The sequence below is a fragment of the Tsuneonella mangrovi genome (assembly GCF_002269345.1).
Taxonomy (GTDB): Bacteria; Pseudomonadota; Alphaproteobacteria; order Sphingomonadales; family Sphingomonadaceae; genus Tsuneonella; species Tsuneonella mangrovi.
Genome location: NZ_CP022889.1, coordinates 443384 through 457944 on the forward strand (window position 1 = coordinate 443384; position 14561 = coordinate 457944).

13 protein-coding genes are annotated in these 14561 nt (G+C 64.4%); 6 read left to right on the forward strand and 7 right to left on the reverse strand.

Translation table 11 applies throughout. The features are described from left to right. The 3 genes from gorA to pgi all read right to left on the reverse strand — a co-directional run bounded on the left by gorA (position 1) and on the right by pgi (position 4589). Complete coding sequence (gorA, locus tag CJO11_RS02135; protein WP_095011232.1) at positions 1-1347, reverse strand: glutathione-disulfide reductase; 1347 nt, start codon at positions 1345-1347, stop codon at positions 1-3. Positions 1348-1424: 77 nt separating this feature from the next. Next, positions 1425-2813: a DEAD/DEAH box helicase gene (locus CJO11_RS02140; RefSeq protein WP_095011233.1), complete on the reverse strand. Its 1389-nt coding sequence runs from the start codon at positions 2811-2813 to the stop codon at positions 1425-1427. Between the two features lie 234 nt (positions 2814-3047). Continuing rightward, entirely contained in the window at positions 3048-4589 is a 1542-nt protein-coding gene (gene pgi, locus CJO11_RS02145) for a glucose-6-phosphate isomerase (RefSeq protein ID WP_095013161.1), read from the reverse strand. Between the two features lie 157 nt (positions 4590-4746). Between pgi and lepB the strand changes: the two genes are divergently transcribed. Genes lepB through CJO11_RS02160 form a run of 4 tightly spaced genes read left to right on the forward strand, consistent with a single transcriptional unit; the run spans position 4747 to position 8421 of the window. Then, the gene (lepB, locus tag CJO11_RS13335; RefSeq protein WP_240504523.1) at positions 4747-5580 is read left to right on the forward strand and encodes a signal peptidase I; all 834 of its coding nucleotides are present in this window, start codon (positions 4747-4749) and stop codon (positions 5578-5580) included. Beyond that, positions 5577-6248: a ribonuclease III gene (gene rnc, locus CJO11_RS13340; protein ID WP_240504524.1), complete on the forward strand. Its 672-nt coding sequence runs from the start codon at positions 5577-5579 to the stop codon at positions 6246-6248. Before lepB ends, rnc begins: the two co-directional genes overlap by 4 nt. Then, positions 6245-7150, forward strand: coding sequence for a GTPase Era (gene era, locus CJO11_RS02155; RefSeq protein WP_095011234.1), 906 nt, complete (start codon positions 6245-6247; stop codon positions 7148-7150). The genes rnc and era overlap by 4 nt, the downstream gene beginning before the upstream one ends. 17 nt (positions 7151-7167) lie before the next feature. Next, positions 7168-8421, forward strand: coding sequence for an MgtC/SapB family protein (locus CJO11_RS02160; RefSeq protein WP_095011235.1), 1254 nt, complete (start codon positions 7168-7170; stop codon positions 8419-8421). Positions 8422-8451: 30 nt separating this feature from the next. Here CJO11_RS02160 and topA read toward each other — a convergent pair whose 3' ends face one another. From topA to plsY, 4 genes are all read right to left on the reverse strand, one after another. After that, the gene (gene topA / locus CJO11_RS02165; RefSeq protein WP_095011236.1) at positions 8452-10968 is read right to left on the reverse strand and encodes a type I DNA topoisomerase; all 2517 of its coding nucleotides are present in this window, start codon (positions 10966-10968) and stop codon (positions 8452-8454) included. 71 nt (positions 10969-11039) lie between these two features. After that, positions 11040-11390 (reverse strand): hypothetical protein, encoded by a 351-nt coding sequence (locus CJO11_RS02170; RefSeq protein WP_095011237.1) that lies wholly within the window; start codon positions 11388-11390, stop codon positions 11040-11042. A 1-nt stretch (position 11391) separates the two neighbouring features. Then, complete coding sequence (gene dprA, locus CJO11_RS02175; RefSeq protein ID WP_095011238.1) at positions 11392-12492, reverse strand: DNA-processing protein DprA; 1101 nt, start codon at positions 12490-12492, stop codon at positions 11392-11394. Beyond that, a complete protein-coding gene (gene plsY, locus CJO11_RS02180) occupies positions 12489-13070 on the reverse strand; it encodes a glycerol-3-phosphate 1-O-acyltransferase PlsY (protein WP_095011239.1) in 582 nt (193 codons plus the stop codon). Before plsY ends, dprA begins: the two co-directional genes overlap by 4 nt. A 114-nt stretch (positions 13071-13184) precedes the next feature. Here plsY and murI point away from each other — a divergent pair, with 114 nt between their 5' ends. Both murI and CJO11_RS02190 read left to right on the forward strand, forming a co-directional pair. Beyond that, positions 13185-13979: a glutamate racemase gene (gene murI / locus CJO11_RS02185; RefSeq protein WP_095011240.1), complete on the forward strand. Its 795-nt coding sequence runs from the start codon at positions 13185-13187 to the stop codon at positions 13977-13979. A 7-nt stretch (positions 13980-13986) separates the two neighbouring features. Further along, a complete protein-coding gene (locus CJO11_RS02190; RefSeq protein WP_095011241.1) occupies positions 13987-14460 on the forward strand; it encodes a hypothetical protein in 474 nt (157 codons plus the stop codon). Positions 14461-14561 lie beyond the last annotated feature (101 nt).

Here is a 14561-nt window from a genome sequence, read left to right on the forward strand (position 1 = left end):
CTATTTCAGAAGGACCAGCTCTTCCGCCATCGTCGGATGGATCGCGACCGTCGCATCGAAATCTGCCTTGGTCAGCCCGGCTTTCACCGCCACGGCGGCGGCTTGCATGACCTCAGCTGATTCCGGCCCGACCATGTGGATCCCGAGGATCTTGCCCGACGTGGCATCGACGATCATCTTGTAGAGCCCCCGCTCGGGATGGTCGGAGAAGATGTTTTTCATCGGCCGGAAATCGGACGAATAGACTTTCACGTTGCCGTAAGTCGCCCGCGCCTGGCTCTCGGTGAGTCCGACGCCTGCGAGTGGCGGTTGGCTGAACACCGCGCTGGGGATCGCATGATAATCGATCGTACGCGGATTGTCCCCGAACACGGTATCGGCAAAGGCGTGGCCTTCGCGGATCGCCACCGGCGTCAGCTGGACGCGGTCGGTAACATCGCCCACCGCATAGATGCTCTCGCAGCTGGTACGATTGTATTCGTCGACCTTGATCGCACCGTGCTTGCCAAGGTCGACACCGGCGGTTTCGAGTCCAAGTCCGGCAGTATTCGGGGCGCGACCGATCGCGATCAGGACCTGGTCGACCTTGACCGGGTTGGTCTCGCCGGAATCGACCAGCAGGCAACCGTCGTCGGCCTTTTCGACCTTCTGAATCAGGCTGTGCATCCGGAAATTGATTCCCCGGCCCATCGCGACATGGAGCATCCGCTCGACGATCTGTTCGTCATAGCCGCGCAGGATCCGGTCGGTGCGATTGGCCACCGTCACTTCGCTGCCGAGCGCCTGGAAGATCCCTGCGAATTCAAGCGCGATGTAACCGCCCCCCACGACCATCAGGCAGCGCGGCTGCTCCGCGAGGTGGAACATCTCGTTCGAAGTGATGCAGTGCTCCACACCCGGGAAATCGGGCATTGTCGGATGCGCGCCGGTAGCGACGAGGATCACTTTGGCAGTGACTTCGCGCCCGCTCGCCAGCCTGATCCCGTGCGGTCCGGTAATCGTGGCACGCTCGGGGATCACTTCAACCCCATGGTTGTCGAGCGTTTGGCCGTAGAGCCCCTCGAGCCGGTCGACGTCGCGGTTCACGAAGTCGCGCAGCGTCGGCCAGTCGAAGCTCTTGCCTTCGACCGTCCATCCGAACCGCTCGGCATGGCCCAACTCTTCAGCGAACATCGAGCCGTAGACCAGCATCTTCTTGGGGACGCACCCACGGATCACGCACGTGCCGCCGACCCGGTATTCCTCCGCCACCGCGACCTTCGCCCCGTGGCTCGCCGCCACCCGGCTGGCCCGGACCCCGCCCGATCCGGCACCGATGACGAAGAGATCGTAGTCGTATTCGGCCATGTGCAACTCCTGAAGTCAGGGGCGCATATGGCGGCGGGTGCCGACTATCTCAATGGGCCAGCGCGAAAAGCGCTCGCTCAGCCGCGCGCCTGGCGACCTCCGCCACCACGATTGCGACGCCGGCGGTTGCCGCCCCCCGGCTTGCCGTGATTGCCGCCCTCGGCGCGCTTGCGCTGTTCGCCGCTGCCTTGCGGCTTGCCGCGGCGCGCACCGGAGTGCTCGCTGAGTGGACGCGGTTGGACCATCTTTGCGCGGCGGCCCTGCTGGGCCTGCCCGGGATTGCCCTTGGGCTTCACGATCGGCGCGTTCTCGATCACTGCGCGGAAATCGTCCGGCAAAGGCAGGCGATCGAGCGTAACACCGGTCAGCTTCTGGATATCGCGCAGGTATGCCCGCTCGTCATCGCTGCACAGCGTTAGCGCGATGCCGTCGGCACCGGCGCGCGCAGTGCGGCCGATCCGGTGGACATACTGCTCCGGCACGTTGGGCAGTTCGAAGTTGATCACGTGGCTCACGCCGGGAATGTCGATCCCGCGTGCGGCAATATCGGTCGCGACCAGCACCGGCACCTTGCCCGAACGGAACAGCGCCAACGCGCGCTCGCGCTGCGGCTGGCTTTTGTTGCCGTGGATCGCATTGGCTTCGATGCCCTGCTGCCCGAGCTTCTTCACGACCCGGTCAGCGCCGTGCTTCGTGCGGGTAAATACCAGCACGCGGTCCATGTCCTTGCACTGGTGGTAGCGGCCCCGCAGCATCAGATCGAGCAACGCCTGCTTTTCATCCTGATTGACGCGGGTGACGAACTGTTCAACCCGCTCTGCGGTGGTCGCCTGCGGCGCGACCGAGACATGCTCGGGGCTGCGCAGGTACTGGCCCGCAAGATCGCGGATCGATTGCGGCATGGTGGCGGAAAACAGCAGCGTCTGGCGCTTGACCGGAACGAGGCTGACGATCTTCTTCAGCGCGTGGATAAAGCCGAGGTCGAGCATCTGGTCCGCTTCGTCGAGCACGAGGATTTCAACGCCGTCGAGCCGGAAAGCCTTCTGATCGACGAGGTCGAGTAAGCGGCCCGGGGTGGCGACGAGGATATCGGTACCGCGGTGGAGCTTGTTGCGGTCCTTACCGACAGAAGTGCCACCGACGATGCTCTGCACCTTGAGGCCGGTGTAACCGCCATAGTCGCGGGCGGACTTGGCGATCTGGCCGGCCAGCTCGCGGGTCGGAGCAAGGATCAGCATCCGGCACGACTTGAACGGCGTCTGCCGGTCGGCATCGCGCAGGTTGTCGATGCTCGGGAGCATGAACGCGGCGGTCTTGCCGGTGCCCGTCTGGGCGATGCCGAACAGGTCGCGGCCTTGCAGCACGAGCGGGATCGCCTGTGCCTGGATCGGGGTGGGCGTGGCGTAGTTCTTCTCGTCCAGCGCCTGGAGGACGGGCTGCGACAGCCCGAGTTCTTCGAAAGTCATGAGTATTGGTACTCGCAATATATATGCGGCGACGCGCAGGCCCAATCCGGGCGCGCGGAGCAGCGGGTGGTGGAGCCGGAAAGGCCCCGTCAACAACCCGCGTGAAAAGGGAAGTCATTCATCTGGAACCGAAGCGCGGCCGGGGCGGCTTTCCGCCTGTTCACGCTGCCAAGGCGCTTCGATGAGGCGCCATGTGGTGCAGCGCAGCAAAAAAGTCAATCGAAACCGGTCTGCCTAGTTCAAACCCGCAGCCGCCAGCAGCGCAGTCGTGCTGGCGTCGAAGTCACCGCCTCCGGCCTCGATGTCCTTGGCCATCTTCTTGCCGAGTTCGACCCCGAACTGGTCGAACGGGTTGATGCCCATCAGCAAGGCGTTGGCAAAAGTGCGGTGCTCGTGAAAGGCGATCAGCGCGCCCAGCGTCGCCGCGTCGAGGTCGTCGCACAGGATCGTCGCACTCGGGCGGTTGCCGGGGAATGCCCGCGCCGGGTCCTTGCCGTCCGCCGCCATGTTGCCGCCCGCCATCAGTGCAGCGCCTTGGGCGAAGCAGTTGGTGAGCAGGATCGCATGGTGCGCCCGATCGAGATCGTCGCCCGGTGCGATGCTGGCGATGAAGTCGACCGGCACGGTCACAGTGCCCTGGTGAAGCAGCTGGAATACCGCGTGCTGCCCATCGGTCCCGACCCCGCCCCAGGTTATCGGGGCGGTCGGCTCGGTGACGGGTTCGCCATCGGCAGTGACGCGCTTTCCGTTCGATTCCATCTCGAGCTGCTGGAGGTAGTCGGGCAGCAGTGCGAGCCGTTCGTCGTAAGCGAACACTGCACGCGTCTGGCAGCCCAGGACGCGCGTATAATAGCGGTCGGCGAAGGCGGCACGCAGGCACAGGTTGTCGCGGCCATCGGTGTCGCGGAAATGTTCATCGACCGCTTGCGCGCCCGCCAGCATCGCTTCGAAATCGTCCCAACCCACGCCGAGTGCAACCGGGAAGCCGATGCTCGACCACAGCGAGTAACGTCCGCCGACCGTTTCGGGGAACGGCAGCACACGGGTCTCGTCGACGCCCCAATCGACCGCCTTTTCGGGAGATGCGGTGAGCGCAACGACCCGGCCGTAGGGATCGGAAACGCCGTTGTCCCGCAGCCACTTCAGCGCGCTCTCGGCGTTAGTCATGGTTTCGATCGTGGTGAAAGTCTTGCTCGCGACCGCGACCAGCGTGGTCGCCGGATTGCAAGCGGCAAACGCGTCTTCCAGCGCGATCCCGTCGATATTCGACACGACATGGACGTCGACCAACGAGAGATCGCGCGACAACGCCGAAATCGCCAGCTTTGGGCCCAGCGCCGACCCGCCGATGCCGATGTGGATCAGATGGTCGATTTGTCCCAACGCGCCGCCGTGGATCGCTTCGACCAGCATCTGCATCCGGGCATGGAGCGCTGCGGCTTCTTCCACCGATGCATCGGCACCGACGCCGCGCTGTGCAGTGTGCTCCGCCGCGCGACCTTCCGTCACATTGACCTTCTCGCCCGTAAGGAGCGCCGCGCGCTTCTCGAAAAAGCCGCACGCGTCCGCCAGCGCTTCGAAACCGGCCAGCAGGTCATCATCGAGATGGGTCTTCGACCAGTCGAGCAGCATCCCGCCGGCAAATTCATCCTCGCCCCATTCGAGCCGCGTCGACAGCTTGCCCACGCGCGCGGCATCGGCAGCGAACAGCTCCTGCAAGGTCCGGCGGGGTGCATCTTCGATCGCTTGCCAAGCGGCAGCAACGGGGTCGGTCACGTGAAAATCCCTTTCCATACTGGCCTCCACCCGACTAGGGACTGCGGCGATGTTTGCAAGCGCGCATACCCCCTGCCCCGCCGCGCAATACGAATGCGCAGTGCGAGCGGCGCACCAGTTGCAGGAATTCCCGAATGCGTAACCAGCCAGCCGCCGCATGACCGAAGCAGCTTCTCCCACTCCGCCCACCGAATCCTCGGCCAAGCAGGAACCCGAAAAGGAAACGCTCGGTTCGTTCCTGTGGTTCGTGATCAAGCTAGCGGTGCTCGTGCTCGCGTTCCGCAGCTTCGTGTTCTCGCCTTTCTCGATTCCGAGCGAATCGATGCTCCCGGGCCTGTGGAACGGGGACTACCTGGTCGCCGCCAAGTGGCCTTACGGTTACTCGCGCTATTCGTTGCCGCTCGATGCGCCGCTGATCCCGGGGCGAGTCCTGGCGCACGATCCCCAACGCGGCGACGTGGTCATCTTCAAGCACCCGATCGACAAGGTCGACTACATCAAGCGGGTGATCGGGCTTCCGGGCGATACGATCGAGGTCAGGAACGGCCAGGTGATCCTCAACGGCAAACCGGTCGAGCGCGAGAGGATCGGCGATTTCGCTCTGCCGATGTCGCCCAATACCGGTTGCACGTGGGGCGGACAGGTGGTCCCCGTCGGGACCAGCAAGGACTGCGTCTATGTCCAGTACCAGGAAACGCTGCCGAACGGGAAAAGCTACGATACGCTCGACTTCGGCCCGACCCCGCAAGACAATTTCGGGCCGGTGAAAGTCCCCGCAGGACATATGTTCGTGATGGGCGACAACCGCGACAATTCGGAAGACAGCCGCTTCCCTGCCGCGGCAGGTGGCGGCGTGGGCATGGTGCCCGAAGACCTGCTGGTCGGGCGCGCGACATTTATGATGTGGTCGACCGACGGATCGGCCAACTGGTTCCTGCCGTGGACCTGGTTCACCGCGGCGCGGTGGGATCGGCTCGGGAACACCTTTTGAGCACGCTCGAACCAGGAACGCTCGCTTGGCTCGAAGCGAATGGTTTTACCGTGCGCAATCCCGAAGTGTGGCGTGAGGCGCTGACCCACGGCAGCACCGGCGAGACCCCGACATACGAGCGCCTCGAGTTCCTCGGCGATCGGGTACTCGGCCTGTCGATGGCCGAATGGCTATTCGAGGAAATGCCCGACGCGGAAGGCGTGCTCGCCCAGCGTCTCAACGCGCTGGTCAACAAACGGACGTGCGCCTCGATTGCCCGTGGTATCGGGGTTCCCGACCATGTACTGCTCGGCAAGCAGGCTCGCGACGACGGCGCGCACGAAAGCGAAAACGTCCTCGGCGACACGTTGGAAGCGCTGCTCGGAGCCAATCTGCGCGATGCGGGGTTCGATGCCAGTCGCGATCTCGTTCGCCGGCTATGGCGCAGCGCAGTCGAAGGCAGGATCGGGCATGCCAAGCATCCCAAGTCCGCGCTCCAGGAGTGGGCCGCAGGCAACCGCCGCAAGATGCCCAGCTACACGCTGATCGACCGCAGCGGTCCCGACCACAAGGCACGGTTCACCGTGCGAGTGGAAATTCACGGTGTTGGCGAAGCCGAAGCAACCGCTTCCAGCAAGCAGGAAGCCGAAACCGCGGCTGCGCGGGCCTTCATGGAGCAGTTCGGATGAACCAAACCGCCTCAACGCATTGCGGAGTAGTTGCGGTGATCGGCGCGCCCAACGCGGGCAAGTCCACGCTGGTCAACGCGCTTGTGGGCCAGAAGGTCGCGATCGTCTCGTCCAAGGCGCAAACGACCCGTGCGCGACTGATGGGCATCGCGCTTCAAGGCGATGTGCAGATGATCCTGGTCGATACGCCGGGTATCTTCGCCCCGAAGCGGCGGCTCGACCGCGCGATGGTCAGCGCAGCTTGGGAAGGCGCGGAAGCGGCCGATGCGGTGCTGGTGGTGGTCGATCCGGTCAAGCAGCGTCGGCACGAACTGGAACCGCTGCTCGAAGCACTGGCCCAGCGCCACGAACGCAAGATTCTAGTACTCAACAAAGTCGATGTCGCGAAGAAGGAGCCGTTGCTTGCGCTGGCGCAGGAGCTGACCGCCAAGGCCGAATTTGCCGAGGTGTTCTTCGTCTCCGCATTGACCGGCGACGGCGTGGCGGAAATGAAGGCCTCGCTGGCCTCGGCGATGCCCGAGGGGCCGTGGCATTATCCCGAAGACCAGGTGTCCGATGCCAGCGAACGTCTACTCGCAACCGAAATCACCCGCGAGCAACTATACCGCCAGCTGCACGAGGAACTGCCGTACGACAGCGCGGTGCGCCCCGAGAGCTATACCCAGCGCAAGGATGGCAGCGTCGAGATCCACCAGCAGATAGTCGTCACCCGCGACAACCAGCGCGCGATCGTGCTCGGCAAGGCTGGCAGCCGGATCAAGGCGATCGGCGAAGCCGCGCGCAAGGAACTGAGCGAAGTGCTCGACCAGAAGGTCCATCTGTTCCTGCACGTGAAAGTGGAGGAGAACTGGGCCGACAGCCGCGAGATCTACGAGGAAATCGGGCTCGACTGGGTGCGCTAGGGGAACTTTCGCCGCCAATGGAATTCGACCAGCAAATCCTGAATACCGGGGCAGCGTTTGCCGCCGGATTGCTGATCGGGATCGAACGCGGGTGGAAGCTGCGCGGCCAAGCAGACGGAACCCGCGTTGCCGGGATCCGCACCTTTGCCTTGTTCGGCCTGCTCGCCGGGGTTGCCGGGCTGATGGCGCAAAGCGACTTCGCGCTGATCGGAGGCGCAATTTTGGCAGGCGCGGTCGGCATAATCCTGATCGGCTATGCCCGCGCGGTTGATCGAGATGGCAAGCCGGACGCCACGACAGCGGTCGCCGCATTGATCACCATTGCGCTCGGTTTCGCCGCAGGCGTGGGGTATCCGGCGCTGGCAATTGCCGGGTCGGCACTTGTCACCCTTGCACTGGCGCTTCGCACCGAATTGCACGGGTTCCTTGCGCGGATGGACGAAGCCGACATCAAGGCGCTCGCTCGGTACGCAGTCATCGCAGGAGCCGTCTATCCCTTCCTGCCCCACGGTCGCTACGGGCCATACGAAGCATGGGACCTGCACACGCTTTGGCTGGTGGTCATCGCGGTCACCGGGTTCTCGTTCATCGGCTATGTCGCCAACCGCCTGTTCGGCGCCCGACGCGGCACGATCGCCACCGCAATTATCGGCGGAGCATATAGCTCTACGGCGGTTACTTACGCCTTCGCGCAGCGCCTTGGCGCGGGTGGCGGCGGGTGGGCCGAAAACGCCGGGATCGCGCTCGCGAGTTCCGTCATGTACCTACGCGTGCTCATCTTGGTTGGCGTAATCGCAACGCCGATCATCGTGCCGTTTGCAGTGCTGGTTTTCCCGCCGATGATCGCAACGATGGCGATTAGCCTGTTCCTCTACCGCCGCGCCGAACCGAGCGGCGCGCCGGTCTTGCCCGGCAACCCGATAGCCATGCTGCCCGCCCTTACGTTTGTGGCGTTCGTCGCCGTGGCGGCAGTCGCGGCCCGTTGGGGCGAAAGCCAGTTCGGCGAACACGGAATCGCGGTGCTGCTCCTGCTGATGGGTACGATGGATGTGGACGCGGCAATCGTCACCGCGGGCGGCCTCGAACCCGGATCGATCACCCCCGCCCTTGCCGCGCTGGCGCTCACCGGGACCATCCTCGCCAATATGGGCGTGAAACTGGGCGCGGCTATCGTCTACGGCCGCAGCCACGCCAAGCCGGCCGCGTTTGCGCTCGCGATAAGCATGGTTGTGCTGGCGGCATCGCTCGCGGTCGGCTGGTTCCGGCTCTAGCTAGCCGCCCCGACGCCGAGCGGGTTCGAGCTAGCTCTTGGCCTTGGCTTTCCGCCGCCCCTTCTTCTTCGCCGGACCTTTTGCCGCACGCGCATCGATCAGCTCGATCGCCTGGGCCTCGGTGACATCCTCGGGCTTCACGTCCTTGGGAATCGTCGCGTTGGTCGTGCCATCGGTGACATAGGGCCCGTAACGGCCGGGCATGACCTTTATTTCCCCGCCACTGGTGGGGTGCGTTCCAAGCGCCTTGATCGGCTCCGTCTTCGCACGGCTACCCTGACCGCCACGGTTGGCGGCTTCGGCAAGGATCGTGACCGCGGCGTTCATGCCCACTTCGAATACGTCGCGGGTCGAGGAGAGCTTGCCGTACTTCCCGTCATGACGCAGATATGGCCCGTAACGCCCTATATTGGCTTCGATTTCCTTGCCCGTTTCAGGATGCGCACCGACGATACGCGGTAGGTCCAGCAGCTTTATCGCCCAGTCGAGATCAAAGTCCGGCAGGTCCTTCGGGATCGAGGCGCGCTTGGCATCCTTGCCCTCGCCCATCTGGACAAAAGGACCGAACCGACCCGACTTGCGGTGGATGTCCTCGCCGGTCTCGGGATGCTGGCCCATCACGCCATCGTCCTCCCCGCCGTCGCCCTCGCCGCCCGGTTGCGCGAAGCGGCGGGTGTACTTGCATTCGGGGTAATTGGCGCAAGCGATGAACGCCCCGTAGCGCCCACCCCGCAGGCTCAGCCGCCCACCTTCACGCCCTTCCTGCTCGCATAGCGGGCAGGTGCGCGGATCCTTTCCATCCTCGCGAGGAGGGAACAGGTAGTCCGAAAGGTACTCGTCGAGCGCTTCGGTCACTTCGGACGGCTTGCGTTCCATGACCTCGTCGGTCTTGGGTTTGAAGTCGCGCCAGAACTGGCTTAGCAGCGCCTTCCATTCCTCGCGCCCACCCGAGACCTCGTCGAGCTCGTCTTCCATCCCGGCGGTGAAGTCGTAAGCGACGTAGCGCGGAAAAAACCGCTCGAGAAATGCTGTCAGAAGACGGCCTGATTCCTCTGCGAAGAAACGGTTTTTCTCCATCCGTACGTAGTCACGATCGCGCAGCGTCTGGATCGTGCTGGCGTAGGTCGACGGGCGCCCGATCCCGAGCTCCTCGAGCCGCTTGACAAGGCTGGCTTCGGAATAGCGCGGCGGTGGCTGGGTGAAGTGCTGGGTCGCATCGATCGCGTCCTTGTGCGGTGCGTCGCCCTTGCGCATCAGCGGAAGCAAACCTTCGTCGTCGTCATCGGACTTCTGGTCGAGACCTTCCTCGTAGACCGCGAGGAAACCTGGGAATTTCACTACCTGCCCGGTTGCGCGCAGTTCGTGCCGGCCGGTGGGGTCGCGCATCGTCACTGTGGTCCGCTCGAGACTCGCAGCTGCCATCTGGCTCGCCATCGCGCGCTTGAAGATCAGGTCGTAGAGCTTGCCTTCGTCACCCGAACCGGCCCGTTCGCGACTGAAGTCGGTCGGGCGGATCGCTTCGTGCGCTTCCTGCGCATTCTTGGCCTTGGTCTGGTAGATGCGCGGCTTTTCGGGGAGGTAATGGCCCGAGAACCGGTCCGAAATCGCCTTGCGCGCAGCGGAAATCGCGCTGCCGTCCATCTGCACGCCGTCGGTCCGCATGTAGGTGATCGCGCCAGCCTCGTAGAGCGACTGGGCACAGCGCATCGTGTGGCTGGCAGAAAAGCCCAGCTTGCGCGCGGCTTCCTGCTGCAGCGTCGAGGTGGTGAACGGCGGCGCGGGGTTGCGCTTCAATGGCTTGGTTTCGACGTCCTCGACGATGAAGCGACCTTCCTCGACCGCCTTCTGCGCTGCCTTGGCCGTCCCTTCGTCACCGATCGAGAGCCGCTCGAGCTTCTTGCCGTCGAACGTCACGAGTCGCGCGTCGAACTTCGTCCCGTCATGCTGCATGTGCGCGACGACCGACCAGTATTCCTGCGGCACGAAGGCTTCGATCTCGCGCTCACGCTCGACGATCAGCCGCAAAGCAACCGACTGCACGCGGCCTGCACTCTTCGCGCCGGGGAGCTTGCGCCACAGGACCGGCGAAAGCGTGAAGCCGAACAGGTAATCGAGCGCGCGGCGGGCGAGGTAGGCATCGATCAGGTCCTGATCGAGCGCACGCGGGTGCTCCATCGCGCCGGTCACGGCAGCCTTGGTGATCGCGTTGAAGGTCACCCGCTCGACGTCTTCGGGCAGCGCCTTGCGCTTCTTGAGCAGGTCGAGCACGTGCCAGCTGATCGCTTCACCCTCGCGATCGGGGTCGGTGGCGAGGATCAGGCGGTCGGCCTTCTTCGCAGCATCGGCAATCGCCTTCACCTGCTCGCGGTTGCGCTTGTCGGAATAGACTTCCCAATCCATCGCGAAGTCCTCGTCCGGCCGCACGCTGCCGTCCTTGGGCGGCAGGTCGCGGACATGGCCGTAGGATGCGAGGACCTTGTAGTCCGCGCCGAGGTACTTCTCGATGGTCTTCGCCTTGGCCGGCGATTCGACGATTACTAGCTGCATGGAGAGGGCGATCGGTCCTTACGTGCGTACGTGTATGTACGCGCGAAGGTGGGGTCGGGGATTCGATGCTGTCAAGCGGCTGCGTTGCGAAGTCGGCGCCATGCGATGAAGAACAGCGTCATCAGCACCAGGTCGATCGCGCCGAATACGCCCATCGTCAGTTCGACTTGCCCACGCGCGGCAAACGCCACGGCCGGGACTCCGAAGCAAAGCTTCTCGAAAAACGTCACCGGCATCAGCGGTTCGAACCGCACAGGATCGCGGGCAATGACGAGGAACACGCCCTGGAACACCAGCGCAACACCGACGAAAGCGAGGTAAGTAAGGTGCCACGGATCGGGCACGGGTCGCAGATAGGCCAGCAGGAGCGAAGCAATCCCGTATATCGCTGCCCAACGATAAACGCGTGCGGCGAATTTCACTTCATATGACAAGACTAACTCTCCCACCGGCATGTCTCACCAGTTTTCCAGCAATTTCAAGCTCTAGAAGCGAAAGCTGCACAGCTGCGCCGCTCGTTCCCGACTGCCGGATCAATTCGTCGACCGTCACCGGGGCAGTGGTGAGCAGCGCTGCGATGTCAGCAGGTTCGGCCTCGGCGAAGTCCTCGTCGCCCCACTCATAGGCAGGCGCCGCCTCGCGGAAAGTCGAACGCGGCGAGCCGTCGAATGTCGAGAGCAGCTCGATCACGTCTTCGGGCGACTGGACCAGCACCGCGCCGTCGCGGATCAGCTGGTTGCAGCCCTGGCTGCGCGCATCGAGCGGGCTGCCGGGGATCGCCATGACCTCCCTGCCCGCTTCGCCCGCGAGCCGCGCGGTGATGAGCGAGCCGGACTTGGGCGCGGCCTCCACAACCAGTGTTCCCGCAGCAAGCCCAGCGATGATCCGGTTGCGGCTTGGAAAGTGGCTTCCGCGCGGCTCGGTCCCGGGCGGTTGCTCGGCCAGCAGCAAGCCCTCGGTCGCAATCCGCTCCTGCAAGTCGGCGTGCTGCGGCGGATAGGCGATGTCGATCCCGCTGGCGATCACGCCTATCGTCGCCGGAAACGCACCTTCGTGCGCCGCCCCGTCGATCCCCCGGGCAAGGCCCGAAACGACGGCATAGCTTTCCGCTGACAGGGCTGCGGCAAACTCGCGCGCCAGCTTCACTGCCGCCGCCGAGGCGTTGCGCGCGCCGACCATCGCCACGCACGGCTTGGCCACCAGCGCGATCTCGCCGCGACAGGTCAGGATTGGCGGCGCGCCGGGTGTTTCGGCCAGCAACGCAGGGTAATCAGGCTGGTCGTGGAAAAGGTACCGCGCGCCTGCCCGGCGAACCTGCGAGATTTCCTCCGCGATCGCATCCGGTGGCGCTGCGCGGTAATCGCGCCCACCGCGCTTGCCGAGTTCGGGCAGTGCTTCGATTGCTGCTTCACCGCTGCCGAACCGGCGCAAGAGCTGGGCGTAGCTGACCGGCCCGATATTGGGCGATCGCAGCAGCCGGATGCGCGCGAACGCTTCGGTCTGGGACAGCCCGGTTTCGCTCACTTCTTGCTGCCGACCTTCGGTTCCTCGCCGCGCATCAGGCGACCGATATTGGCGCGGTGCTGGATGATCACGATCGCAGCGACCGCTACCAGCGTCGTGACGATGGAAGGAAAGCCGAGCAACCACGCAAGGATCGGCGCGGCAATCACTGTCGTCATCGACGAGACCGACGATATCCGGCTGATCGCCAGCGTGGCAGCCCACACGGCAGCACACGCAAGCATGACCTGCCACGACAGCGCCAGGCACACCCCGGCAGCGGTAGCAAAACCCTTGCCGCCCTTGAACTTGAGCCACAGCGGAAAGCAATGGCCCGCAATCGCGGCAACCGCTGCCACCCCGGCCATTCCGGGCCACAAACGGTCCGCAAGCAGCACTGCCACCAGGCCTTTGCCAGCGTCGAGCAGGACGGTCGCCGCTGCCAGTCCCTTGCGCCCTGTGCGCAACACGTTGGTCGCGCCGATGCTGCCCGAACCGATCTGGCGCACGTCGCCCGCCCCGCCAAACCGCGTCAGCAGCAGGCCGAAGGGGATCGACCCCAGCAGGTATCCGGTCAATGCAGCGAACAGGAGTTCCATGCTATCCCCCTAACCATGCAGGACTTACTTGTCGAAGCCCCGCCTTTTCCTCTAGCGGCGGTGTAGCGCATAACCGGCCAGCGACAAGCGCGGGCCGCACGGGATTGATCTGACTTGGACCCATCTGCCCCGATCCTGCTCTTCGATTCCGGCGTCGGCGGGCTGACCGTGCTCGCCGAGTTGCGCAAAGTCCTGCCCGAAGCACCGGTGATCTACGCGGCCGACACGGCTGGCTTGCCCTACGGTTCGAAGACCGAAGCAGAGATCGCCGCGCGGGTCGCGGGGCTGCTGGGGCGTTTGAGCGAACGCTACCGCCCGCGCCTCGTCACGATTGCCTGCAATACCGCCAGCACGATCGCATTGGGCATGGTGCGCGACGTGCTGCACATTCCGATCGTCGGCACGGTGCCGGCGATCAAGCCGGCAGCCGCGATGACAAAGACCGGGGTGATCGGCTTACTCGGGACAGAAGCGACGATCCGGCAAGGCTACGTCGACCGGCTTGAGGCTGAGTTCGCTAGCGACAAGCGCCTGCTGCGTTATGCCGCACCGGGACTGGTCGCAGCGGCAGAGGCCAAGCTACGCGGTGAGCCTGTCGATAATGGCGCAATTGCAGCGGCGGTCGATGGTCTACGCAGCCAGCCAGACGGCGCATCGATCGATACAGTGGTGCTTGCCTGCACCCACTTTCCGCTTATCGAGGACGAATTGCGCGCTGCGCTCGGTCGCGAGATCACCTTCGTCCACGGGGCGGAAGGCATTGCCCGCCGCATCTCCCACCTGACGCAAGGCCTGCCCTTTGCCCGCAGCGAGCCCGACTTGGCCATCACAACTGGAGAACTCACCGAGTTCGAACGGCTTGCGCCGACGTTTTCGGCCTTCGGGATCGAACGCATCGAGAGGCTCTGACAGCACCGTGGGCGAAGATCGCATTTACCTTGCCACTCGCAGCCTGACGCGACTGGCGGAACAACGCGGGGACGTGGCCGGCCAGGTCATCAATCGCTTCTATCGCGACCACCCCGATGCCCGCTCTTCGTTCGAGCATCACGGGCTCGGTCAGACCCGCGACCTGGAAGGCAGGATGGCCACCGAAAGCATCTTTATGTTGCTGCAATGGGTTGAAGACCCGGCTGCTGCACGGATCGACCAGGGCACCACGATCGTCCACCACAACGACACGCTGCAGGTGCCTCCGCGCTGGTATCTTGGGCTGGTCGATGCAGCGCTGGCCGTGCTGTTCGAGACCTTTCCACCCGATGCCAGCAACGAACACGCGATGTGGCTGGAGGTGCGGGCCGACTACGCCGCATTCGTCGATAGTTTGCGCGGCGACTTTTTGCGCCCCGACGACAGCTCGCCCTTGCCGACGTTTTTCGACCCTGCATGACATTTAAGAACCATTCGCAAAGATCGCAGTGGCAAAATCGGTTGCAAACGAGTAACCGACCGTTCGCAAATTGCCGGACTCGAACCCGGCGCTGCCGTGGA

What these genes read in the sequence shown, in the direction of transcription:
- gorA (WP_095011232.1), bottom strand. Translation starts at nt 1,347, where the DNA reads ATGGCCGAATACGACTACGATCTCTTCGTCATCGGTGCCGGATCGGGC.
- CJO11_RS02140 (WP_095011233.1), bottom strand. Translation starts at nt 2,813, where the DNA reads ATGACTTTCGAAGAACTCGGGCTGTCGCAGCCCGTCCTCCAGGCGCTG.
- lepB (WP_240504523.1), top strand. Translation starts at nt 4,747, where the DNA reads ATGACCGAAGCAGCTTCTCCCACTCCGCCCACCGAATCCTCGGCCAAG.
- era (WP_095011234.1), top strand. Translation starts at nt 6,245, where the DNA reads ATGAACCAAACCGCCTCAACGCATTGCGGAGTAGTTGCGGTGATCGGC.
- CJO11_RS02160 (WP_095011235.1), top strand. Translation starts at nt 7,168, where the DNA reads ATGGAATTCGACCAGCAAATCCTGAATACCGGGGCAGCGTTTGCCGCC.
- topA (WP_095011236.1), bottom strand. Translation starts at nt 10,968, where the DNA reads ATGCAGCTAGTAATCGTCGAATCGCCGGCCAAGGCGAAGACCATCGAG.
- plsY (WP_095011239.1), bottom strand. Translation starts at nt 13,070, where the DNA reads ATGGAACTCCTGTTCGCTGCATTGACCGGATACCTGCTGGGGTCGATC.